20 protein-coding genes and 1 pseudogene are annotated in these 24,674 nt (G+C 41.0%); 9 read left to right on the top strand and 12 right to left on the bottom strand.

The features are described from left to right. Positions 1-63: 63 nt before the first annotated feature. From truA to ACRWP9_RS14885, 6 genes and pseudogenes are all read left to right on the top strand, one after another. Positions 64-849, top strand: a complete 786-nt coding sequence (gene truA / locus ACRWP9_RS14910) for a tRNA pseudouridine(38-40) synthase TruA (RefSeq protein ID WP_434926655.1) — start codon at positions 64-66, stop codon at positions 847-849. Between the two features lie 24 nt (positions 850-873). Continuing rightward, positions 874-2,169 (top strand): bifunctional tetrahydrofolate synthase/dihydrofolate synthase, encoded by a 1,296-nt coding sequence (folC, locus tag ACRWP9_RS14905; RefSeq protein ID WP_434926654.1) that lies wholly within the window; start codon positions 874-876, stop codon positions 2,167-2,169. Between the two features lie 15 nt (positions 2,170-2,184). After that, positions 2,185-2,849 (top strand): annotated as a pseudogene (dedD, locus tag ACRWP9_RS14900) (cell division protein DedD). A 202-nt stretch (positions 2,850-3,051) separates the two neighbouring features. After that, complete coding sequence (locus ACRWP9_RS14895; protein WP_226414484.1) at positions 3,052-3,540, top strand: CvpA family protein; 489 nt, start codon at positions 3,052-3,054, stop codon at positions 3,538-3,540. A gap of 35 nt (positions 3,541-3,575) precedes the next feature. Then, the gene (gene purF, locus ACRWP9_RS14890; protein WP_434926653.1) at positions 3,576-5,090 is read left to right on the top strand and encodes an amidophosphoribosyltransferase; all 1,515 of its coding nucleotides are present in this window, start codon (positions 3,576-3,578) and stop codon (positions 5,088-5,090) included. A 297-nt stretch (positions 5,091-5,387) separates the two neighbouring features. After that, on the top strand, positions 5,388-5,738 hold the full coding sequence (locus ACRWP9_RS14885; RefSeq protein WP_434926652.1) for a hypothetical protein: 351 nt from the start codon (positions 5,388-5,390) through the stop codon (positions 5,736-5,738). A 60-nt stretch (positions 5,739-5,798) separates the two neighbouring features. On the opposite strand, the gene mnmC is transcribed toward ACRWP9_RS14885, so the two are convergent. Continuing rightward, positions 5,799-7,814, bottom strand: a complete 2,016-nt coding sequence (gene mnmC, locus ACRWP9_RS14880; RefSeq protein ID WP_434926651.1) for an FAD-dependent 5-carboxymethylaminomethyl-2-thiouridine(34) oxidoreductase MnmC — start codon at positions 7,812-7,814, stop codon at positions 5,799-5,801. A 155-nt stretch (positions 7,815-7,969) separates the two neighbouring features. On the opposite strand from mnmC, the gene fabB reads away from it, so the two are divergent. Then, on the top strand, positions 7,970-9,181 hold the full coding sequence (gene fabB / locus ACRWP9_RS14875) for a beta-ketoacyl-ACP synthase I (protein ID WP_226414494.1): 1,212 nt from the start codon (positions 7,970-7,972) through the stop codon (positions 9,179-9,181). 85 nt (positions 9,182-9,266) lie between these two features. Here the strand turns inward: fabB and ACRWP9_RS14870 are convergent, their stop codons facing one another. Next, positions 9,267-9,863, bottom strand: coding sequence for a Yip1 family protein (locus ACRWP9_RS14870; RefSeq protein ID WP_434926650.1), 597 nt, complete (start codon positions 9,861-9,863; stop codon positions 9,267-9,269). Positions 9,864-10,196: 333 nt separating this feature from the next. Here ACRWP9_RS14870 and miaE point away from each other — a divergent pair, with 333 nt between their 5' ends. Beyond that, the gene (gene miaE / locus ACRWP9_RS14865; protein ID WP_434926649.1) at positions 10,197-10,961 is read left to right on the top strand and encodes a tRNA isopentenyl-2-thiomethyl-A-37 hydroxylase MiaE; all 765 of its coding nucleotides are present in this window, start codon (positions 10,197-10,199) and stop codon (positions 10,959-10,961) included. A gap of 112 nt (positions 10,962-11,073) precedes the next feature. On the opposite strand, the gene ACRWP9_RS14860 is transcribed toward miaE, so the two are convergent. Both ACRWP9_RS14860 and ACRWP9_RS14855 read right to left on the bottom strand, forming a co-directional pair. Next, the gene (locus ACRWP9_RS14860; RefSeq protein ID WP_434926648.1) at positions 11,074-11,793 is read right to left on the bottom strand and encodes a UDP-2,3-diacylglucosamine diphosphatase; all 720 of its coding nucleotides are present in this window, start codon (positions 11,791-11,793) and stop codon (positions 11,074-11,076) included. After that, positions 11,793-12,284, bottom strand: coding sequence for a peptidylprolyl isomerase (locus ACRWP9_RS14855; RefSeq protein ID WP_434926647.1), 492 nt, complete (start codon positions 12,282-12,284; stop codon positions 11,793-11,795). The genes ACRWP9_RS14860 and ACRWP9_RS14855 overlap by 1 nt, the downstream gene beginning before the upstream one ends. A 142-nt stretch (positions 12,285-12,426) precedes the next feature. On the opposite strand from ACRWP9_RS14855, the gene cysS reads away from it, so the two are divergent. After that, the gene (gene cysS, locus ACRWP9_RS14850; protein ID WP_434926646.1) at positions 12,427-13,806 is read left to right on the top strand and encodes a cysteine--tRNA ligase; all 1,380 of its coding nucleotides are present in this window, start codon (positions 12,427-12,429) and stop codon (positions 13,804-13,806) included. A 29-nt stretch (positions 13,807-13,835) separates the two neighbouring features. On the opposite strand, the gene ACRWP9_RS14845 is transcribed toward cysS, so the two are convergent. The 8 genes from ACRWP9_RS14845 to ACRWP9_RS14810 form a co-directional block, all read right to left on the bottom strand. Next, complete coding sequence (locus tag ACRWP9_RS14845) at positions 13,836-15,080, bottom strand: CDP-glycerol glycerophosphotransferase family protein (protein WP_434926645.1); 1,245 nt, start codon at positions 15,078-15,080, stop codon at positions 13,836-13,838. Positions 15,081-15,114: 34 nt separating this feature from the next. After that, positions 15,115-15,534 carry an adenylyltransferase/cytidyltransferase family protein gene (locus ACRWP9_RS14840; protein WP_226414508.1) on the bottom strand — a complete coding sequence of 140 codons (420 nt, stop codon included), beginning with the start codon at positions 15,532-15,534 and terminating at the stop codon, positions 15,115-15,117. A 31-nt stretch (positions 15,535-15,565) separates the two neighbouring features. Beyond that, positions 15,566-16,918, bottom strand: coding sequence for a sugar phosphate nucleotidyltransferase (locus ACRWP9_RS14835; RefSeq protein WP_434926644.1), 1,353 nt, complete (start codon positions 16,916-16,918; stop codon positions 15,566-15,568). Between the two features lie 9 nt (positions 16,919-16,927). Continuing rightward, entirely contained in the window at positions 16,928-18,910 is a 1,983-nt protein-coding gene (locus tag ACRWP9_RS14830) for a WecB/TagA/CpsF family glycosyltransferase (protein ID WP_434926643.1), read from the bottom strand. 207 nt (positions 18,911-19,117) lie between these two features. Beyond that, positions 19,118-20,158, bottom strand: coding sequence for a glycosyltransferase family 2 protein (locus tag ACRWP9_RS14825; RefSeq protein WP_434926642.1), 1,041 nt, complete (start codon positions 20,156-20,158; stop codon positions 19,118-19,120). Then, positions 20,155-21,474 carry an oligosaccharide flippase family protein gene (locus ACRWP9_RS14820; protein ID WP_434926641.1) on the bottom strand — a complete coding sequence of 440 codons (1,320 nt, stop codon included), beginning with the start codon at positions 21,472-21,474 and terminating at the stop codon, positions 20,155-20,157. Before ACRWP9_RS14820 ends, ACRWP9_RS14825 begins: the two co-directional genes overlap by 4 nt. Positions 21,475-21,881: 407 nt before the next feature. Next, positions 21,882-23,168 (bottom strand): O-antigen ligase domain-containing protein, encoded by a 1,287-nt coding sequence (locus tag ACRWP9_RS14815; RefSeq protein WP_434926640.1) that lies wholly within the window; start codon positions 23,166-23,168, stop codon positions 21,882-21,884. Further along, a complete protein-coding gene (locus ACRWP9_RS14810) occupies positions 23,108-24,673 on the bottom strand; it encodes an exopolysaccharide biosynthesis protein (protein ID WP_434926639.1) in 1,566 nt (521 codons plus the stop codon). The genes ACRWP9_RS14815 and ACRWP9_RS14810 overlap by 61 nt, the downstream gene beginning before the upstream one ends. Position 24,674: the final 1 nt, after the last annotated feature.

Genomic DNA, 24,674 nt, shown 5'->3' with positions numbered 1-24,674 from the left:
ACATGCGTCGTTTTTTTTATGCTAGAATGCGCGCCATTTTGATTTAAAGTGAAAGGTCAAGTTATGCGGATAGCGTTAGGTGTCGAATATGATGGCAGTAATTTTTTTGGTTGGCAGCGACAGGCAGAAGTCGATTCTGTACAGGAACAACTGGAAACAGCGCTTTCGTATATAGCCAATGCCCCGATTAGATTGCATTGCGCGGGTCGAACTGACTCAGGCGTTCATGGCACCGGTCAAGTAGTGCATTTTGATACCGACGTGATACGTCAAATGTCAGCGTGGACTTTAGGGGTAAATACTAAACTGCCTAACACTATTGCTGTGCGCTGGGCAAAAGAAGTCGATGACAGCTTTCATGCTCGCTATAGCGCCACGGCTAGACGCTATCGTTACATTATTTATAACCATTCACTACGCGCTGGAGTACTGTCTCAAGGTGTTAGCCATTACCGTGGTGAAATTAACGAAACCTTAATGCACCAAGCTGCACAAACATTGCTAGGTGAACATGATTTTACTAGCTTTAGAGCGCTGCACTGTCAGTCTAAAACCCCTTATCGCACCGTGCATCATGTCAGCGTGACTCGTCAAGGCATGTATATTCTGGTTGATATTAAAGCTAATGCCTTTTTACATCATATGGTCAGAAATATTGTTGGATCTTTGATTGAAGTGGGCTTAGGTCATCAACCTATTAACTGGTTAGCGCAGTTATTACTCGAGAAAAATCGAAAATTAGCAGCGCCAACAGCCAAACCGAATGGTTTATACCTGGTTGACGTTTCTTACCCTGATCAATATGATTTGCCTAAGTTGGCTTTAGGGCCATTGTTTATGCTCGATTAATAAAGACAAAGGCTGCCAACCGTGATGTACACAGATACAATTATTGCGCCCAATAAAGATGCTCATTTAGATGAGTGGCTAGACTATTTACTTGCGATACACCCTAGCGAAATAGATATGGGACTCGCCAGAGTCTCTATTGTTGCAGAGCGCTTAGCCTTAATTAATCTACAACCTGCACAGGTGATCACGGTAGCGGGAACCAATGGCAAAGGCACAACTTGTGCCATGTTAGAATCGATATTAATTCAAAGTGGCAAAACAGTTGGTGTATACAGCTCGCCACATTTACTCCGTTATAATGAGCGGGTCAGAATTAATCAGCAAGATTGCACCGATGATCAATTCATTGCCGCATTTCAAGCCATTGAACAAGCTAGAGCAGAGATATCACTGACATTCTTTGAGTACGCCACTTTGGCAGGTTTATATTTATTTAAACACGCTCAGCTAGACGTGATTATTTTAGAGGTTGGTTTAGGCGGCCGTTTAGATGCTACCAATATGATTGACTCAACCGCGACCATAATTACTTCCATAGATTTAGACCATCAAGAATACTTAGGTGATACCCGAGAGCTGGTTGGGCGTGAAAAAGCGGGTGTGTGTCGCAGTGAGTGTATCAGCATAATAGGTGAACCTAATTTACCGCAGTCGGTAGTTGATTATGCACAACAAATTAGTTGCCAGCTTATCAGAGTAGGGCACGAGTTTGATTATCAGCTTAATAATGATAATTGGACTTTCTCTACTCAAATAACACAATCTCCAGCATTGACGTTGCCTACATTGCCATTAGCGAATGCGGCCTGTGTGGTCGCACTTATGGATAAGCTTTGGCCTGAAATAGATTATGCAACGATTAACAAAGGCCTTGAGTTGGCAAGTTTACCGGGCCGTTTGGAGTGCGTTAACCAAATACCGTTAGTCTTGGTTGATGTTGCACATAATCCACACGCGGCAAAATATCTTGCTGAACAGCTACGCAAAAAAATAGCCATATCAGGCAAAATTGTTGCCATTTGTGGCATGTTAAAAGATAAAGATATATCAGGCGTTTTTGCAGAACTTGTTGATGTAGTGAATCACTGGAATATGGTGACACTATCGACTGAGCGTGGTGCTAGCTCTGCGCAATTGATAGCTTTAATGGAGCCCATTGCACAAAATCAGCTAAATCATAGTGCCGCTTTTGAATTGAATGCTTTTAATAATATGAATGAGGCCTGGACAGTGGTAAATGCTACTATTGAGCCTAATGATGTGGTAATTGTATTCGGCTCTTTTTATACTGTCGCTGCTTTTAAATTGTTAATGTAACACTGGGATAAAATCTTGAAACTTCAATTTCAAAACCGTTTGGTTGGAACTATAGTGCTTGTTGCCCTTGGGGTAATCTTCTTACCTGATCTTTTAGACGGTAAAAAAGCCAAAGTAGTCGAAGAGTTTACTGAAATACCTTTACGTTCAGCGCCTCTAGTTCAGAGCAAGCCATTAACACCAGATGATTTTGAAGTCCTTGATGTTGCCAATGTCGATATTGTTGGTGACGATGATGAATCTCGAGTGGATCCTGATGTGGTTCCTTTAGGTAATAATGCAGCAGAACCTGTAGCCAAAGAGCCAGCGGCAAAAAAGTGATTGAGACCGCCAAAGTTCAACCTAAAGCTGTTCCAAGTAAACCTGCAGTCGAAAAAGTCGTACCAAAGCCTGCTCCTAAGCCAGTTGCTAAAGCAGTATCAAGCCCAATTAAGTCCGGTTATACCTTACAATTGGGTGGATTTAATAGTGCGACTAATGTTAATGCGCTAATCGCTAAACTTAGACTGTCAGGCTATACCGCCTATACTTTGCCTGAAAAACCGGTCGAGGGATCATTAACCCGCGTATTTGTTGGCCCTGAAGTGTCAAAGGATAAGCTTGAAGCTCGTCAAACTGCAATAGCGAAACTGACAGGGTTAAAAGGTAAAATTATCGCTTATGATCCAATGGACAATTAATCTTAGTCAATATTTATACTGAGTTGCTCTATGCGGCCATTCATTGATTGCATAGATTTTTTTACTTAGATTGATAATTTATCTGTTGTAGAAATTGATTGTTCTGATTCATGTATGATTAATTTAGTCGATCGGGGGTGAGAAAAGTCTTCACCTCTGTTAGAATCGCGCCGTCTTAGTGCTTACCCGGATCCCCATCTCAATGGTTTGGATTGATTACGCAATTATTATTGTTATTAGCTTATCTACCATCATTAGTTTAGTGCGTGGATTTGCCAAAGAAGCCATGTCGTTAGTGGTATGGTTTGCGGCTTTTTTTATCGCCAGTCAATTTTATCTCGACCTTGCTGTTCATCTTACGCAAATGCAAGATGCAATGGTGCGTAATGGTGTCGCAATTGCCATTCTTTTTATTGCGACGCTTATTATTGGTGCACTTGTTAATTATCTTTTAGGTCAACTCGTTGCTAAAACTGGACTGTCAGGTACCGATAGAGTACTTGGTTTGTGTTTTGGTGCTATTCGCGGGGCGTTAATCGTCAGCGCGTTACTCTTTTTTATGGATGCGTTTACTGGTTTTCCTTCAACCGATTGGTGGAAGGCATCAGTGCTCGTGCCCGAATTTGGTGTGGTTATTCAATGGTTTTTTGACTACTTGGAAAATACATCAAGCTTTGTACCCAAAATCTAAAACAATAAAACACCTTACAGTAAGGAACCTTACCCATGTGTGGTATCGTCGGAATAGTAGGCAAGTCTACAGTTAATCAAACGATTTATGATGCGCTGACAGTGCTTCAACATCGTGGACAAGACGCAGCAGGTATTGTAACCGTTGACGTAAATGCATTTCGTTTACGCAAAGCAAATGGTTTGGTTAAAGATGTATTTGAACCAAAACATATGCAACGTTTACAAGGCAATGCTGGTATCGGCCACGTACGTTACCCAACTGCAGGTAGCTCAAGCGCGTCTGAAGCTCAACCGTTTTACGTTAACTCACCGTTTGGTATTTCATTGGCTCACAATGGTAATTTAACCAATACTACTGAATTAGCTGCAAGCTTAATAACCAAACGTCGTCATATCAATACCACTTCAGATTCTGAAATTTTATTGAATTTGTTAGCCGATGAGTTGCAAGAAACCCGCAGCTTAACGCTATCAGCAGACGAAGTTTTTGACGCTATTAGTAAAGTTCATGCTCAAACCCGTGGTGCTTATGCGGTTGCAGCAATGATCATTGGCCAGGGCTTAGTGGCATTTCGTGATCCTTTTGGCATTCGACCATTAGTATTAGGCAAGCACGAAACCGCATCTGGCACTGAATACATGGTTGCATCTGAAAGCGTTGCTTTAGACGCCGTTGGTTTTGAAGTGATGCGTGACGTTGCTCCTGGTGAAGCGATTTACGTGACTCTTGATGGTCAATTATTTACTCGTCAATGTGCTGTTAACCCAAGTTATTCGCCATGTATTTTCGAGTTTGTTTATTTTGCACGTCCTGACTCGACTATCGATAATATTTCGGTATATGCAAGTCGTGTAAATATGGGCACCAAGTTAGGCGAAAAGATCAAAAAAGAATGGGACGAACACGACATTGACGTGGTTATTCCTATTCCTGAAACCTCATGTGATGTAGCACTTGAAATCGCTCGCCATATGGACTTACCGTATCGCCAGGGTTTTGTTAAAAACCGCTATATTGGCCGAACATTCATCATGCCAGGCCAACAAGAGCGTAAAAAATCAGTACGCCGTAAACTGAACGCCATTAATGCCGAGTTTAAAGGTAAGAATGTGTTATTGGTTGATGACTCTATTGTACGTGGTACGACTTCAGAACAGATTATCGAAATGGCACGCGATGCAGGGGCTAAGAAAGTGTACTTTGCTTCAGCAGCGCCTGAAATCCGTTTCCCGAACGTATATGGTATTGATATGCCAACCACCAATGAGCTAATTGCCCATGGTCGTGATGCGGATGAAATTGCCAAGCTTATCGGTGCCGACGGTATTATCTTCCAGGATTTAACTGACTTGATTGAAGCGGTTAGAATGGAAAATCCAGAAATTAAACGTTTTGAAACATCGGTATTTGATGGTCATTATATTACTAATGATGTCGACCAGGCATATTTAGATCACATTATGCAGTTACGTAATGATGACGCTAAAGCGAATCGCACCAAGGATATCGGTACTAACTTAGAAATGCACAATGAGTGTCATCCTTAAGTTAAATCGTTAGTCGATTGAATGCTAAAAGCCTGCGAAAATGCAGGCTTTTTGTTACACGGGCATTGATTTAACGCTTTAATTTACATTTTTAAAAGTGAATGAGTGGAAGCTTATTGAAATAGACTTTCAAAGAGCTTTGTTAAAACAGCAGTAAGTTGATTTAAATTTTCTAAAAGTATGTTTAAGTCTTTATTAATTAAAACATGCTTTTAATTTGAATCGATAACCAAAGTTAGTTAGCCTTTATAATTTTATTACATCATAAAAGAGCATTGATTTACCTCTAGGAATAATATGAAACTTATCGTTAAGGTTGTCATTTCCACATTCGTTATTGCTTGTTTTGCCTATTACGGAAGCTTATTTGTTATGCCTAGTGTAACCATCGAAAATCATTCAGCGTCAGCCATCAAACAAATAGAAGTTGCTCTACCAAGCTCAAACTTAAACTTTGGGGCGATTAATGACGGTGAGAAAAATACTTTATATTATTCACTGGAACAAAATGATGGTATGTACCGCTATCAATTTGAAAATGAAAACTCTGCTGTTTATAACGGCAGTTGCGGTTACGTGACGAGTAATGAGCTTCATAAGCGGTTCATCATCACGATTAATAAAAACAATCAGGTCATTTGCCGCTAGGTATACGGGAGGCGATGATTGAACCATAGCCTTAACCGGTTGAAGCAAGCAACACTCAATTTATATCGCTTTGCCTTTGAGTAATTTTCGCATCCACATTCGATTAGGGCTCAGCAGGGTTTGTGTTTCAAGATTAATAGGCATGATTTCACCGCATAGGCTTGCAGCCAGACACTCGGCAACTAAGGGCGCTGAACTTAACCCCCGAGAGCCAAATCCGCCTAAAACAAATAACCCATCATGAATAGGAGCTGGTGTCGTTTGCCAGTATTGTTGCCATAAACTGGGTTTATCTTTGCTGGCTTGTTGAGTTTGGTAGCGTTTATTTAATTCTGCCATATCAGTTGCATAACCCATTACCGGAAAATGGTCGCGACTGACCATTCTAATACCGACACGGGCTTCATTTTTACTCACATCGATATCGTCTGGCCAACTTACATCAGCAAAGCTTTGGCTCATTTTCTTACCGTTTTCTTGTTGTTCAGTCGGACAAAAATCTAAATGTTGAGGATTTTTGACATAACTGGCGCCGACACAGTGAAGTTCTTCATAAACTGGGGTTAAGTAGCCATTGGCGCAAATCACCGTTTTTAGACTGGCAAGTGTTCCTTGTGAAGGTACATGGCTGACCTGTCCCCTGAAGCCGCTGAGCGGGATCTCACGGGTTTGTTGATAACGGGTTAAATTTGCACCATTGGCAACGACTAACTGCTGGTGAAAGGCGATAGGTGAGTCTTGTTCGTTACACAGTTGCTCGCCAGAAAATAATTCCCAACCTTGCGCTGTTTGTTTGATAGATTCAATATTGCAGTTCATCTTTATGGTGATATTGCCAATAGCGATAGCATGATCTAATGAGGCTTTGGCAAATTCATAGGGGCAAATCCAGCCTCCTAAAGGGTAAAACAAACCTGTTTGCTTTATTTCTACACCGGCAATGTCGCTCGCTTGATTTGCCGATACCGGACGAGCAATATCATCAGGCCAGTCCTGGCCTTTGATTATTTTATCCAGCCGCGCTTTGCTGCGTTCATCAAAACCTGTGTGAAGTACACCACAGAAGCCATGACTAACGTTATAACCTTGACTGGTTAAACGTTGAATCCGCTGACGACTATACAAAAAAGCCTGTTGAAAAAATTGACTTAATGCATCATTTTCGGGTGTGAGCAAAGGATAAATGGCACCTTGTCTATTGCCTGATGCACCTTGACCAATCTCTTCGTCCTGACAATAAAGCACCACACTTTTTCCTCTTTCAGCTAACGATAAAGCGAGTGAAGCACTGGCTATACCGCCACCAATAATTCCTATGTGCTGATTAATTGATGCAGGCGTAAGCGGACTTTGATAGGCGAAAGTAGCTTGTTGTTGATGCCTTAATGCTTGTCGCTCTTGGCAAGCAATCGTATCAACAGCGTTAGTCGATGTGGCTGGCCCAGTTACTTCCTGAGTGATTGAAGCAGTGGTTTGCTCCGTCAATAACTTAAACCCAGCCTGAGCAATAGCTGTTTGCAGTGAATAGAAAAATGGATCCGTTGGCGTGATTGGTTTGTCGTAAATACTGATTGCCGTATTATTATGGCTAAGTCTGCCGAGTTGCCAAACATTGGCTATCTGGTAAAAGTGATCCCTTAATAAGGGCGTCATCGTATCGGAACAGGCAAACCAATGGTGAACCTTATGTTGAATATTGGCTACGCTTGATAATTGCAGCTCAGTACGACTAAAGTAGCAGTCTATTGAAATATCATCTCGAATATTAATGCGCTGACAGCCTTCAATCGGCGCAATGGCAATATCTAAAATAAAATCGCATAATATTTGTTTAAAATGTAACATAAAAGCATTAAATTCAGCTTGTTGCTCTTTGCTATGATGAGTAAATAAACTCACATGCAAACGACCATGTTGCCAGGCTGGGCTGGTTTGTTTTAATTGTGTAAATGCACCCACTAAATCATTAATATGTGACGGTTCAGCTAGGCCTAAATGTCCAACATGGATCAGCTTTGTTTCTGTATCAAGTTGTTTTATTAGCCGCTGGAGATAATTCAGATAATGATTTACCATGAATAAATTGGTGCTTTTACTCAAAATAGTTTACTCAAACAGGAATAATTAACATTATTTTACCTGTGTTTATGGAAAGCTGACCACTTAAATGCCGTAAAACAGATATTATTGCCGCAATTAAGTGCCGACATCTACTAAATGGATATCAAATAATGAAAAGAGTCGTGATCACCGGGCTAGGTATAGTTTCAAGTATCGGTAACAATAAGCAAGAAGTGTTAGATTCACTTAAAGCGGGTCGCAGTGGCATTACCCATTCAGCGCAGTTTGAAGAAATGAAGTTACGCAGCCACGTTTGGGGGGATATTAAAATCAACCCAGCAGACCACATTGACCGTAAAGCACTACGTTTTATGGGCGATGCCGCGGCTTATGCTTATATCGCGATGCAAGAAGCGATTGCTGATGCTAATTTAACTGAAGAGCAGTATTCACATGACCGTGTTGGATTAGTGGTTGGTACCGGTGGTGCGTCTTCTTCAAACCAAGTACAAGCAGCCGATACATTACGCGAAAAAGGCGTCAAACGTGTCGGGCCTTATATAGTGCCTCGTATTATGTCTAGCACTGCTAGCGCGTGCCTAGCAACGCCGTTTAAAATCAGAGGCGTTAACTACTCCATTAGTTCTGCCTGCGCAACATCTTCCCACTGTATCGGCCATGCCGTTGAGCTTATTCAAATGGGTAAGCAAGACATGGTATTTGCTGGTGGTTCTGAAGAAGTTGATTGGACACTGACCATGGGCTTTGATGCTATGGGAGCGCTATCGACTAAATATAATGATAATCCAACTAAAGCATCGCGCACCTATGATGCAGACCGTGATGGTTTTGTGATTTCTGGCGGCGGCGGCATAGTCGTTGTTGAAGAGTTAGAGCATGCTTTAGCCCGAGGCGCAAAAATTTATGCTGAAGTTATTGGCTATGGCGCATCGTCAGACGGTTACGACATGGTTGCACCATCAGGCGAGGGCGCGGTTCGTTGTATGAACCTAGCACTAGCGGATGTTGATACACCAATTGATTATGTTAACTCCCATGGTACTTCTACTCCAGTTGGTGATGTTCGTGAACTAGAAGCACTACGTGCGGTATTTAAAGATAAAATGCCTCCTGTTGCATCAACTAAGTCACTTACAGGTCATGCACTAGGCGCTGCGGGCGTGCATGAAGCGATTTACAGTATGTTGATGATGGAAAATAACTTTATTGCACCAAGCATCAATATTGATAACATTGATGAGCAAGCGAAAGATATTCCTATTGTTCGCGAGTTACGTGAAGCTAACTTAACCACAATTATGAGCAATAGCTTTGGTTTTGGTGGCACAAATGCCACATTGGTTATGCGTAAATATAAGTAACTTCTTACAGTTTACCCAATAAAAAACCAGTCGTTAGACTGGTTTTTTTATTGCTATAGCTTGGGTAGCTAATTAAATACTTAATCTATTGCATCATGGGGCCAAAGCCTAAGCTCCATAAAATAACGCTTGAACCCATCAACGCGACCAGTAAGACCAAACCTGCCGTCACTACCGAACTGGCATAGATAAAGCCTTTTTCTTCTGGAATGTTCATTATTATCGGAACACCGGCATAAAGTAGATATACAGAGTAGGCTAAACCGAATAAACCGACGACCATAATAAACCATAGTACCGGATATAAAGCGGCTAAACCGACCATAAATAAAGGTGTTGCGGTATAGGATGCTAGTTCAACCGCTTGGGTATAAGTTGGGTCGGCATCAAATGTTTTACCCATCCAGTAGGCCAGATATGCTAAGGCTAGCACGCCAGCAATAAGGCCAAAGTACATTCCAACAGACATTATCATCGCACTTTCACTGGTTAGAAATAAGGCCTCCCCAGCACCAGGGTTCCAACCAATATGTGCGGTTGCAAAATATGCACATATCGCAGGGATGAGGGCAATAAGCAGTACATGACTAAGGCTGCTTTTAAGTGCCTCATGATTTTTTTCGATTGTTTGCCACTCTTGTTTTGGATGAGTGTAAAGCCCCATTAAGTGATTCAGTATCATTATTGTTATCCTTGTTTAGCACATTACAACAAGCTCGCCAAACTACAGACGAACTGACTACAGCTCTTTACAATCGCCTTAATCAGTCCTGCATATACTTAGCACTACAAAACTGAGTAGTAATATTGCTAAGTAATAACCTCATTCCTAATTTGAAGTCTATCTATTAAGGTAATTGAATGCGCTTGTTAACATTAAGTTAAAACTTACTACGCACAAGACTATTTATTGAACATAAATGGCATTTCGTCAAGCGGTATTATGTATTTGTGTTCATAAAAAAAATATCTGCAGGTAAGATAGTCACAGATACTTGATAGGATAATGGGCTTTATGCAGCAACTACTTGCACCAATTAATGAGTTTTTAGGTTGTGAAACCCCAAACAGTTGGATTGAACACGCCAGACAACCGCAACAATTAACGGATTTGTTAATCGACCACTGTAACTGTGAGTTAAAAGCGGCTCAAACTGCGATGATGATGGTGCGTAAATATGCGATAGATAAAAGCAGCGCAAATATATTAAAAATCTGGGCTAAACCCTATGAAGATTTTGTCTATAGCCAAGCCCGCGATGCCAATGCTTTTCTTAACCGTGATGTGAAAAAGAATGACATTACTAATGAGTTAGTGGCTAACCATCGTTTAAGTATTAGCGCTGATTTATTATCAAAAATGATTAAGTTGATTAAAGAAGAGTTTCATCACTTTGAGCAAGTGCTGCAAATAATGACGACTAGAGGCATTGATTATAGCAATATGCGTGCAGGTACCTATGCCAAACAGCTCATTAGCCATGTGCGCACCCATGAACCACTCACTATCGTCGACAAGCTAATAGTCGGTGCATTTATTGAGGCTCGCTCATGTGAGCGATTTGCTAAAATCGCCCCTCACTTAGATGATGAACTGGGTAAGTTTTATATTTCTTTGTTGCGTTCAGAAGCGCGTCACTATCAAGATTATTTATCACTTGCTCAAGATGTAGCGGGTGAGGATATCAGTGATCGTATCGCGTATTTCAGGGTGCAAGAAGGGGCATTGATTATGGCCGATGATACCGAGTTTCGATTTCACAGTGGTGTGCCAGTGTAGTTATACGTTACGAGACACAGCTCTTATAATGTTTTGGTGCGCGATTGAGTTAAATACATTATTAGCAAAAAATAAAATAGGTCGGTGTTTTGAGCCAGTGTTTGATGTTGAATTAATTTTCAATAAAAGGCAATTGCACCAATTCACAACCTGATTTATCAACCATTAATACACTGCCTTGGGTATACCAGTCGCCAACAACAACTCGCTTTTTGCCTTCGGCTAGTAAGTGAATGTTAGGGCGATGAGTGTGACCATGTATCATAAGATCACAACCGGTTTCAGCAAGTAAACGCTGAACAGCACTTGGCTCAACATCCATAATTTCATAATGTTTTTGCTGATTGCCCGTTTGACTTTTTTGCCTGATTTTAGCGGCAATATTTAGGCGGGTCTGTTTAGGTAGGTGTGAATAAATCCAACGGACTATGGCTAGGCTGCGAAAGCGTCTAAAGCGCTGGTAACCAATGTCTAAAGTACATAAGCTATCGCCATGCAAAATAACCGTTGAGTTGTCATAAAGATTGGTTTTATACACATCGGGTAATAAGGTCATGCCTGCTTTGCGACAGAATGCCTTACCGACCATAAAGTCTCGGTTACCCTGAGTGAAAAAAACCGGTATACGTTGAGACACTAGCTTGATGGAATTAGCTATTTCAATGGTATATATTTCGGCAATATCATCACCCATCCACACTTCGAACAAGTCACCAATAATATAAAGTGCTTCTACATTATCTAAGCCTTGTTTTAGAAACAGCAAGAATGCCTGGGTGATGTCAGGGCGATCTGCACTTAAATGCAAATCACCCACAAAAGCGGTACGCATTACTTAACAGATACGCTTTGAATAACAATCGCTTCTAATGGTACATCTTGATGCATACCACGGTTACCTGTGGCGACCACTTTCATTTTTTCAATGATGTCTAAACCTTCAACCACTTCACCAAATACGCAGTAACCCCAGCCTTGAGACGTTTCGGACTTAAAATCAAGGAATGTATTGTCATTGACGTTGATAAAGAATTGCGCTGTAGCTGAATGAGGATCAGAAGTACGTGCCATGGCTACCGTACCTTTGCGGTTTGATAAGCCATTGCTTGCTTCGTTTTTAATTGAAGCATTGACACGTTTTTGATCCATTTCTTCAGTAAAACCACCGCCCTGGATCATAAACCCATCAATTACACGGTGAAAAACAGTGCCTTCGTAAAAGCCTTCTTCTACGTATTTCATGAAGTTAGCCGCTGTTATCGGGGCTTTTTCAGCATCAAGTTGTAAGCTAATGTCACCAAGGTTGGTATGTAAAGTAATCATGAAGTCTCACTTAAATAAAATAATTTGCGGCGATTCTAACTTATCTTGATTGCTGCTTAAAGCATTGTGTTCAAAAGCGTGTCCATCATGCTAGAATCGCTAGGAATTATTTTTCGATTAATATGCTTAAAAGAGAACTTCGATGTTAAAGATTTACAACAGTATGAGCCGCGATAAACAAGAATTTAAGCCGATAACACCAGGTAAAATTGGAATGTATGTTTGTGGCATAACTATCTATGACTTATGTCATATCGGTCATGGCCGTACCTTTGTATCTTTTGACATGATAGTGCGTTACTTACGTTACATAGGTTACGAGGTTAATTTTCAACGTAATATTACTGATGTCGATGATAAAATTATTCAGCGTGCCAATGAGAATAATGAATCTTGCGATGCGTTAACAGAGCGTTTGACCGCTGAAATGCATAAAGATTTTGATGCACTCAACATGGTGCGTCCTGATTTTGAGCCTAAAGCTACATTGCACATGCCTGAAATTATTGAAATGGTGCAGCGTTTATTAGACCGTGGTCATGCTTATGTTGCCCCGGATGGCGATGTATTATTCAGTGTTGCATCTTACAAAGATTATGGCCGTTTATCTGGGCAAAACTTAGACCAGTTGCAAGCTGGTGCTCGTGTAGAAGTGGATCAAAGTAAGCAAAATCCGATGGATTTTGTGCTATGGAAAATGTCAAAGCCGGGTGAACCAACATGGGATTCGCCATGGGGCTCAGGTCGTCCAGGTTGGCATATTGAATGTTCAGCCATGAACAGCAAGCACTTAGGGACGCATTTTGATATTCATGGCGGTGGCTCAGATTTACAATTCCCACACCATGAAAATGAAATAGCCCAGTCCTGCTGTGCCCATGACACGCCTTATGTAAACTACTGGATGCACTCAGGCATGGTGATGATAGATCGTGAAAAGATGTCTAAGTCATTAGGCAATTTTTTTACCATTCGTGATGTATTAGCGCATTACGACCCTGAAACTGTGCGTTATTTCTTGTTGTCAGGCCATTATCGTAGTCAGCTAAATTATTCTGAAGATAATTTAAAACAGGCCCGTGCCGCATTAGAGCGCTTATACACCGCGCTAAAGGATTTAGACTTAACCGTTGAGGCTGCGCCAGCCACAGAGTACGTCGCTAAGTTTAAATCAGCTATGGACGATGACTTTAATACCCCTGAAGCCTACTCAGTACTATTTGATATGGTGCGTGAAATCAACCGTCTTAAGTTAACGGATATGGCCGCAGCTTCGGCATTGGGTGTTAGCCTTCAACAGTTAACCTCAGTATTAGGTATTGTCAGCCAAACTCCGGACGCTTTCTTCAAAGGTGAGGGTACTGATGATGAAGTGGCTGAAATTGAAGCCTTGATTGTTGAACGTAACCGCGCCCGTACAGAAAAAGATTGGCCAGCAGCGGACGTTGCACGCGATCGCTTAAACGAGCTTGGCGTCGTGTTAGAAGATGGCCCAAGTGGCACTACATGGCGTAAAAAGTAATTAGATTGCTGACAAAATAAGCCTGCTAATTAAGCAGGCTTTTTTGTGGCTGCAATTTGCTCATTTTGAACAAAGGCATCTAAGCAATCTAAACCACTGCGGCTTTGATATTGCCAAAAGGTATTGATTAAACGACTTCTGGCTGAGTCTTGTACAGTGTTCTGTACTTTACTGTCAGTTAAATCATAGCGCTGATCAGCAAATTCAATTAAATAATCCTGTAAATCACTAAAGATGAATAAATCGATGCCTGCCTTAGGTAATTCAGCCACATAGGGGTATTCACTGCGACATTCTGCTTGATAGTGTGCTTTATCAAATAAGAAAAACGCAATGTCACATGGGTATTGCAGGGCATCAATATAGATAGATGAATAGTCTGTTATTAACAAATCAATTTTCTCCAGAATGCCGTAAATATCATCCCAAAAAGTGACATTAATAATATTCGGATACTGGCTTAGCTCAGTCGCAAGATGCGCTTCATTTGGATGTAACCTTATCAACAAGCATTGATTCGACTGTTGTAATTGTGCTGACAAACATTCAAAGTCGATGGCTTGAGTATAAATGTTGGCAGCGTTATCTAAATGGCTGTCGCGCCATGACGGCGCATACAGGATAACTTGCTGCGTGTTTAACGGCAGCTGAAGTTGCAACCAATCTTCACTTTTATAACGCTGATAATAGTCGGTGCGTGGATTGCCACAGGTTAAAAACTGCTCATCGTTAATTCTAAAGCTACTAGCAAACAGTTTTTTAACCGTATCGCTGGGAGCTATCATTAAGTTTGGGCGGACATATTGTTGATGATACAGGGCTTTAGCAATGAACTTTTGGCTGATATTTTGCGGATGATAAACCTGAAATAGTGGGCCATTACTGATATCAAATTCGATTTGTTTTAATGGCGAACCGTGCCATAAGTTAATTTTAACAGCGCCTTTGGCGAGGTATTGATTAACATCGCCAATATAGGTGTTATACACATAATACTTAGCGGTTGCACTATGCCACACACCTAACAGTGACCATCTTAAATAGGCTTCATATCCCTCATCTTGCAAACGCTTAACTATGTGTTTATCAGCGGATATCCAAATAGCGCGGATGGTTTGTTGTTGCTGCCAGTGTAAAAATAAGTATTTACTGTTATCGGCAAATTTATCTTTATAACAGCCCATCACCGCTTTGTGACCTCTTGGAGTCAAGCCTGAAAGAGTATAAATAAGCTGTGTGATAGCAAAGCGTATAAACAGTAAAATACCTTTCATGACCGTTATCCAAATTGAATGAGTGAACCGCGAATTAAACCGTTTGCGGGCTTAATATCGCGGGACGGGTGTTTGCTAAATTATTTTTGATATCAGTGGTCGATATCTGTTGAGTACGTTCTAAATATAGGACGTTACAAATATCATTCAAGTCATCAAATTTACCTGCCCAATCGTCGCCAATGGCAAATACATCAGCATTGAGGCGAATAATGTCAGTACGTTTTTGACGCCAATCCGTTTCAGCTATCACCATGTCAACGTATTTACAGGCCTCAACAATTTCAATTCTTTGCTGATAATTAAAGAAGGCTGCTTTGCCTTTTAAGGCATTAAACTCATCGGTTGAAACGCCTACAATTAATCTATCTCCTAAGCTTTTTAAGCGCTTAAACAATCTAACATGGCCAAAATGGAATAAATCGAATGTGCCGTAGGTTATAATGGTTTTCATATCTGTATCCTCAAATTTTGTCTGGTATGCATTAAGCTAATTGCCATAAACGTTTGACGTATCCGAGTTGACTTAATTGCTGAAACTCCATCTCAACTAATTCAATTTCTTCTGCGGGGGCATTTTTATCAAGTAACAGTTGTACCGGACCAAATACCCCATATTTAGCCTGTTGGTTTAAGGTTGCGCTTGCCCCGAAAAGTAATAGATTGCCTTTGGCTACATGCCACAATTGCGGTAACTTGGCTAATATTTGCGAATTGACAGCGATTTCGTATAACTGAATTGTGCGCTGCTGGTTACTACTGGCATTGAAGCGAATAATAGGCTGTTGAGGGGAAGTTGCTTTGGCGACCAGTAAACTTATCAGCATTAAAGGTAAAGCCAGTATCAGCAAAGCAAAACCAATGAATCTATGCACTAATGACGGTTTTTTCTGTGGCTTAACGCCAGTCTGACAAGCTGTAACAAGGCTAGTATCATCGACTTTTACCCAAGTGCTATGGGCTATATCTATGATGTAATCTTGCGAAATAATTTGATTTTTTACGGTGAGATTTTTACCCACAAAAGTATTGGGCATGATGATGCTATTATTTAGCTCACTGTCTTCTATAAAACAGTTTTGGCCAATAACGATTAAGTTATTACAGTTAACTGATGAGTGGACAAAGCTATTTGCGCCAATGCAGCCATGAACCGTTTGTTCAGCAAAACTTGGGCATTGGGTTTGTTGGCCAAGGTATAAACCAGCGACTCCCATGCTGTTTACTTTACGGCCTTTAATGGCGAACTCATCGGCATGTTTGATGATATGGCTTGTCGCAGCAACAAAGTTTTCAATACTGTCTAAATGGAAGGTTTTCCCGTGTAGTACTTGATTGATGCTACGCTGCTGATTAAGGGGTAATTCGGCGATAGGCCAATTTAAACTTGCCCCATGTGAACGGCCCGCGGGTAACATTAATAACCCAGGATTTTGATTGTTCATAGTTGCTAATACAAAAGTGTGCTTTATGTTTGAAGCAAAATCGACAAACCTTTTAATACAGGGCGTTCTAACGATATCACCGCGGACAACCAGCTGAGTTTGTTGTGGGTCTAACTGCATACGTTGTAGCACTGAATTAACATCTTCTTCAGGCTTACTTAAAAAGTAATCTATGGTTAGGTTCCATTTGGCCCCTGTGCCAATATGCGCTTCAATCTCACTTGCTCGGTTGGCAACCACTAACTTCGCATGGGTAATACCTGCACAAGATAAGTCCTCTAACGTATATTCAATTAAGGCTTTATTAACTAAAGGCATTAATGCCGCGCTGTACTGACGATTCAGTGGTGCTAGTTCTGTGGCTGAACGATTAGCAAAAATAATGGCTTGCATGGTCTTCTCCTAATACGCACCACGGGCAAATAACACCGCGGGTATGGTTTTAAATAATAATTGAATGTCTTTAACCAGCGATTGTTGGTAGATATAATCAACATCTAATTCAACTTGTTTATCAAAAGGAATGTCAGATCTTCCTGATACTTGCCAAATACAAGTGATACCGGGTTTTACCATCAATCTGCGTCTATCTGACAATTGATATTGGTTCACTTCAGTAGGTAATGCAGGACGCGGGCCAACTAATGACATCTCGCCTTTTAATACGTTCCAAAGTTGTGGTAATTCATCAATTGACAGCTTGCGGATCCACTTACCAACGTAGGTGATCCGTGGGTCTAGCTTCATTTTAAACAGGACCCCACCACGCATTTCATTTTCACTTTGAAGCTTAGCTAAACGCGCTTCAGCATCACTAAACATCGAGCGAAACTTCCACATGGTAAATGGTTGATTGTCTTGCCCAGCGCGGGTTTGGCTGAATAACACAGCGCCTTTTGATTCGAGACGAATAGCCAAGGCAGTGAATAGGAATAGCGGTGAAAGTAATATCAACAGCGCACCTGAACCAAGAATATCAAGCAGCCTTTTGGCGATTTGATTAAGTTTGATTTTAAGAAAAAACCATTGGTATTTTTTGTGATTAACTTGTGGTGTATTTTTACCTAACATCGAGAAATTCTGCTCCGCTGATGAGGTTAAATTTGCATTTTGAAAGTTAACTGCTGCATTTTGCAATTCGTCTAATTCAAGTGTTGATTCTGGTTTGCTATTGAAGATTTTTTGTTGGGCTAACTCGATAAAGACACGCATTACAAATAAAGGATTACCCACAATATAACGGCGCCACATTCTTTTTGGCTCTTGCATTAATCGCCAGGTCCATTCCATTCCCATTTGACGAACGGCAACAGGCGCTCTGCTTACGGCATCCGCATAAAAATCAAATAAGCCACCGACACCTATGGCCGCGCCAACGCTTAGCTTTGAACTGTGCTCAGCTATCCAACGCTCTTGTGTTGGTGCGCCCATAGCGACTAACAGTATTTTTGCGCCAGAGGCATTAATTTTGTTGATTACATCATCGGTTTGTTGCGCAGAGAAATAGCCATCATGGGTGCCACAAATACGTAACTGTGGAAAGCGCTGCTGCATTTTTGCCGCCGCTTTGTTGGCGATATCCGGTTTTGCACCCAGCATGAATATTCCTACACCCTGATCGGCAGCTTGTTGGCATAAAAGGGGAAACATATCCGTGCCATTCACATTATCTTTTAGGGCAATTTGATGAATTTTACAGGCCAGACGTAAACCACTTCCGTCAGCAAATACGTGTTTGTTGAGATTAAGTGTCTGTCTATATTGAATATTTTTGTAGGCGATATTCATGCAGTCGGCATTTACAAATGCATAGCTGTCGCACTTAGGGGTTTTAGCACTGTTAAGGATACTGCTAATAGCATCACTCATGGTGATATTGCTGATGGTGACTTTGAATAATTGAAACTGCTTTTGAGTTGAGCAAACCACAGTTGAAGACAAGGCGTACCCCAGCAAGCAGCGCAGTGTGGCTAGCAGGTAACATACTACTGAAGTGTTCAGTTTTGGGTTAATCACATATTGATCGTAGGCTATGCCCATTCTGGCGTGCATTTGCTTAAATGACATTAACCCAGGACGAACCAAGTAGTCATTATAGGGTAATACCGCATATTGATATTGGCTTCCTACTAATCCTAGCTCGCCTTTTATGACATTCAGTAAACCTAGCAGATAAGATAGTTTTGAATGGGTAAACTGCAACAATGCAATCGGTTCACCCTGACCACTGTGAAGGTAGATAGTCTCGAATGCTTGTCCTGAGGTTACTTTAAGATGAATAGCCTTAAGCACTAATATAGGACTGATAAATACCAGTAACATTAAGCTCAGTAGAGTCTCGATAATTCTTACTGACGCTGAAATTTGTACAGTGTGAGTTCGCATAAGCCACCTCGATATATTGTTGAATTTCCACTAGGAAATTAGTTGTTATATATCTAGCAATGCTTAAATCATGCCATGTTTTAAGTTGTTGGTATTTAAGCCTTTTTGCTTTTTTAATTAAGGAGGGGAAGAACCTGTTTGCAGTTTGCAAGGCAGCATGCAAACAGGTTTGTATCAGACGGAATAAGGAATGTTACATGAGTGCTTTTATAAAAAGATAGATGACACACCATCACGGCTAATTTTATACTTTTGGATACTGCCAATGGCTTTTTGCCCTAAACTTTCTAGCCAATGATAGGCAAAAGCGGGTAACAACCATTGCATATATGCCGCACTGACAGTGCTAATGGTTCTGCCCATTTCATCTTTTAAGATTTTAGGCGAGGTTGTTAAGGCTTGTGTTGCTAATTTAGCGGCCATTTTGCCATCTTTCATTCTAATAGCCTGGCGTGCTAAATATCGTAGTTGATAAGCCCTAGCATCATTTTCATGACGTTTTAACAGCTTAGGAGCAAAGTAACGTGCCTTACTGATCATTTGTTCCCATGAGGCCAGCTGCTTCAATAAGTTAGCAGACAATCCGCCATGATTTAAGCGATAGTAAGTTAATGGTTGTGGTAAGCCTTCCATTTTCCACTTTGTTGTTGCCACAATGCGCAGCCAACACTCAATATCTTCAGATTGACGGAACTTTTCGTCAAAATAGCACGAGTAAAGCTCATAATGGTTCACCGCTTGAAAGCGAATATCATTGAGTGTTGCACGGCGGATCACCGGCGCCGAACCATTACCTACCGGGTTGCGACATAATAAATGCGCCGCATCAATATTGTTGAGTTGTGGCATCTGATAAAAGTCCAATAACTTGCCGTCATAGCTCATAAAACTCGAGCGCGAAAAGCTGATCCCGACTTTGGGGTTGGCATCAAGATGATCGCAATGACGTTGCAGTTTTTCTGCATGCCACATATCGTCAGAATCTAAAAATGCCACATACTTGCCAAGCGCATGCCTGATCCCCGTGTTACGTGCTGCAGCCAGCCCTTTGTTTTCCAGATGATTAATTATCTTAACTCGGCGATCATGGAATTGTTGGCAGATTTTCAAGCTGTTATCTGTTGCACAATCATTGACAATGATCAGCTCAAAATCAGTAAAGGTTTGTGCTAAGACGGATTCAATCGCTTGTTTTACAAAATTTTGCACGTTGTATACGGGCATAACAACAGTAATTTTAGGGGTCATAGTGATTCTCCTACAGAGGTAAGTTGTTGATTATTTTTAAATACTTTTTGGTAGCTATAGATACAAATGACTGGCAAGGTGACGAGGTAACTCACCATTACGGTTTGTGCCACTGTGATCAGACTGAATTGGCAAGCAATGCCGATGACTATTGCCAGACAAATGGTGAGTGATACATTAATTTTGAGGTTGGTTTGACTTAAACCATTTGCAAGTAACAATTGGCTTGCGGCTTCGCCTAGCGGTCTTACTAAGCCACTTAGACAAAGAAACAGGAAGACATTTATGGCATCGGTTGATAGCCATTTATCACCGTAAACCAATGGAACATACCAATCAGAAAGTGCGCTTTGCAGTAAAATAACAGGTACGGTTATTGCCATAATGGCGGCGATACTGCTGAGGTATTTTGCCGATAAATCATCCTCAACCGCATTACGTTGGCAAAGGTGGCTATAAAATGCGGTGCCAAAGCTTTGAATTAACCCAAGGCTTATCCCCAGGCTAATGTTGTAAGCAAAAAAGTACACCCCTAAAGCTTCCACACCCATGAAGTAGCCAATTAATAAATAATCAATATTTTGTCTTAGGGTGTTGGTTAAATCGCTTAAGCTAACGGGTATGCCAAAGTGTAAAAGTGTGATGACTTGAGCATATTGAATACCCATTACAGATTGCACTTTAGGTAAAGGATTATGGTAACGATGAATCGCAATCCACACAATAATCACCAATACTTTGGGTAAAATGATTGCCCAAATTTCAAACCCAGCTAAGGCCAGTATTGCAGTAAGCGCCGCATCAATAAGGGTTTGCCAAAGATTCGCTCGGCCGACAATACGCATTTTGTTGTTGCGTAAGTTTAAGGTGGCATATTGCATACCTATTGGCAGTAATAAAAAGCTCGTTGCCATTACCGCAATGGGTAAAATTAACGATGAGTCATGGTAATAACTGGCAATCGGGTAACTGGTTATTAGCATTAGCAAAAATGCCAATAAACACACTCCCCAGTTAACCCAATTAGCACTGCTTAAATGGCCAATAAATTGCTCGTTATCCATACGGATTAATGCTGCGGAGGTAATTCTGCGTGTTGCGGTGCAAATCAACTCAAACAGGGTGAGTACAATTGCCGCTTGGCCAAACATTTCAGGCATCAGTAATCTGGCCAGTACGATACTTGAAAGCAGACGAATAATACGTCCACTAAACTGGGCCGAACCTAACCACATCATGCTTTTGCCTAGCCCTGTAAATCCTGAGCGAATTAGCATGAGGGGTTGATCAAATATTGTTTTATGCTGGTGTTTCATATTCATCCTAGCGTTAATTTATCGCTTTATATGCTAAGAGTTACACAAATCGTGCCATGTTTTAAGTTATTGTTTTTAAATGATTTTTATTTTATTTTTTAGTTTGGATAAATGGTTTTGCAGAATGCAAAGGCAAAATGCAATGTGGGGGGATTCAGTTTGTGACAGCCAAGGTGAGCGCTGAAGTGGTGAAAGGGATCGAATGGTGAGATATTTCGATACTGATAATGTCTAACAGGGTCTTAGCGGCTTAGATTCTCGCGACTCATATTTTAATCATTGAAATTTGAATTGTTAGGGCATAATCATCTTGTTATCAAAAAGCAATTACTCAATTTACGGCCCTCACCATTGCATTTCAGTTATAAAGTCTTTGACGCTGATGATGTAGCGCATTGTTTTTAGTCTTATCTGGTTGATATTTGTCCATTAGGTTCTTCTATTGGTATGTTGTCATTGTCTGCAATTAAGGCTTTACCTAAAATAATTAAGCCGGGCCAAAACAGATAAGCTAAGATTTCGAGGTTTTCACCTAAGGTATAAAGCATTAGTAGCATTAATATCGCCATACCAACTTTAGCTAAAGGGCGGGCAAATATATTAACCATCAGCACAAAAAAGCTCACTAACATAGGCACAGCCAGTGCAACTGCACCCACTAAGCCTTTTACGAACAAAAGACCATACCAGGTATGATGTGACCCTATTGGCATATATTCCACCATGTGCGGGCCTCGCTCAACAATGCCATGCCCAAATAATACCGCCTCATTCCACCAACGCTCAACGGCAATGTCAGCTAAGGCCTGTCTTACTCTGGTGGAATCCGCCCGTGCTGATTTTACCGCGGCAATACTCATGGATATTTTGTTAAGAATCGACTCTCCGACAAACCCTGTGGCCAGAATGACAGGACACAGAATGAAATAAAGTATTGGAGAGCGGACAAATTTAAGCATAGAGAAATAGCCAAATAAGGCGAGATAACAAATTAATGCTAAGCGTGACTGCGACATTAACACCATTAACAGACTGCCTATCACTCCCCACCGTTTCCATTGAGTTGATGATTCTTGTAAAGCAAAAATGAAATATAAGTTGCCAAGCATGCCTAAGGCTGGAGCCCAAGGCGTGAATAGTCGCCAGCGAGGAATACCGCTACCAGGGTCTATTTCATATAAGCTTAACGAGAAAAACTCAGGACCAGGTCCACCAATAATACTTAAAGGTGAAACATAAAGGGTGCTGGGTAAACGGATAATCCAAGCCAGTAAGAATATAGGCAATAATAAAACCGTGTGTTTACACACTTGGCAGCAAGCCCGGTAAATAATTTGCGGTCTGATATTAAGGCAAGCCACCACAGGGAATATGGCCAGAAGTGCCCAGCCTTTTGCCCAACCAATAGTGGATTTAATTAATTTGGCTAGGCCTAAACCTTGCTCTAAATGGCCCACAATCAATGCCATTAACATCACCCACATACCCAATAGCCATACATAGTGGGCCAGACTAATAGTATGTGCTGGTTGGTAAGATATTTTTTTAACCAATAAGCGACAAAACAATATCCAGGCAATCACAGGGGCGACAATATATAACGCCCCCACTAGCCAAAAAAGATAGCTATACACTATTGCTTTATAGACGAGTCTTTCGTCAGCATTTTGCGGAGTAACGGTTTGCGGATCCATAAAATACTCAGTCCTATTAGTGCCATAAATGACGCGCCCAAAGCCGCTACTAGTAATAACATTGTCGCCAAATTATCAGCTTTTGATGGCAGAGAAGGTGGTGACAATAATTGCAATAATGGATATGCAGTAAAAATATCGGCCTTGCCTACATCCATTTTGGCCACTGCTGAGGTCATTACCGCCGTCGCTAATTGATGAGCGCGGTGTAAATCTTCTAATTTAGCCGCATCATCATTAGAAAGCTCTAAGCGAGTTTCCCACTGCAAAATTTGGCTATCAAGTGTATTTAGCTCTTCATTAAGGCCAGTGTTAGTCGCTTTTAACTGAATGAGCTGCTCCATTAAATCGGCACGGCCATCAATATCATCTAATAATAGCTTGTTAATCAATGTGCGATCGGCTTTACCTTTTTGATGTGCAATTAAAGTGCTAATTCTTTCTGAAAGGGCATTTTGTAACTTTGTTTCTTCGGCATTTAGGCTGGTTATTTGTGGATGATTACTGCCAAAATGTGCAGAAAGCTCGTGTAATTTACCCAATATTTCATTGTGAGATGTCAGTAATTGCTGAAAATATTTATCATTGTGCAATTTTAATAAATCGGCGGCTTCATTGGCAGTGGTGCCTAAGTGCAACATTAATGATTTTTCTTCTGCTTCGATACCTTTCAATTTTGAAATCATATTAACGCGGTTATGACGTAGACGTTCGATGGTGAGTGCTAATTCTTTAAATTGATCAAGTGAGACTAAGCCGCGTTCAGATTGAAACGCTAAAATAGCGTCTTGGGATAGCTTCACCTTTTGGTTGTATCCCGCTAGACCCTGAATGATGCCACTTTCCCTTAAATTAACTTCATCGGCACGTAAATCGTTTAGCAAATTTTGCAATGAACGGTAAAGCGCCCAAGCTTTATCTTGCGCTTCTTTTGCTGAGCCGCCTTTGATACTAAATTCCATTAAGCCAGTTTGACTGGGTAATTTAAGCTTTGGTTTGCCAAGCTGGCCAACGGGTATTTTTAAGCTGGTTGCCGCAGAGGTCAGTAATAAGTCAGTGTCAGATATTGCTTTATAGTTTTCACGAGGGTCAATTGCCGAGCTTAAATATGGTGAGCTTGATGAGCTGGTGGCCTGACCAATACTGTCCAAACTCACCAATGAGCCTGCTCCATTCCCCGGTAAAATCAGAGTCCATTTAGACACATAAGAAGTTGGTTTAATCGCCATCAGTAAGAAAGTAGCAGCCCAGATAATCAGTAAACTGATTAATGCGGTTTTAAGATACAATTTTTTACGGGCTTTAGGGGTGAGTTTACTGCCTTCTAATGCCGCGCGCTTAATCCAAAACAAATAAGCTAATTCACTTAAGCTATTATCTTTTGAATCATTTATTTGATAATCAGCTTCATTGGAAGATTTTTTTGAGTTGTTCTTTACTGGCTCAGTAAAAGGCACACTGATTTTTTCATATTCAATTATGTTTTTCTCAATGACGTTATCCATG

Origin of the sequence: Shewanella sp. HL-SH2, assembly GCF_051164935.1 — a bacterium.
GTDB lineage: Bacteria > Pseudomonadota > Gammaproteobacteria > Enterobacterales > Shewanellaceae > Shewanella > Shewanella glacialimarina.
This window is presented reverse-complemented; position numbering and strand designations above follow the sequence as displayed.